Below are 238 nucleotides of genomic sequence, written 5' to 3' on the forward strand. Positions count from 1 at the left end.
GACTGATGGATTTGGGCGCTACCGTATTCATACGGACAAAAACTTTGTGCCATCAATGTACTATGGCAGACATCTGTGAAGCATAAAAAAAAAACCGCATTGACGAACTGCCCCGCAAAAAAACTGCTCCCGAAGTGCAAACCCAACCGCTTTACTGGCTGAATATTCATCACACTGATGGCGCATTATTGCTTGAAAAACGCACTTCCAAAGGCATTTGGGGCGGTCTGTATTGCGT

General features: G+C 45.4%; 1 pseudogene. It reads left to right on the forward strand.

Annotated elements, in window-relative coordinates:
- Window positions 1–238, forward strand: a pseudogene (locus tag ACTHS4_RS12550) (A/G-specific adenine glycosylase); the annotation flags it as partial.

The sequence above is a fragment of the Neisseria sp. P0014.S009 genome (assembly GCF_051958155.1).
Classification (GTDB): domain Bacteria; phylum Pseudomonadota; class Gammaproteobacteria; order Burkholderiales; family Neisseriaceae; genus Neisseria; species Neisseria flavescens_C.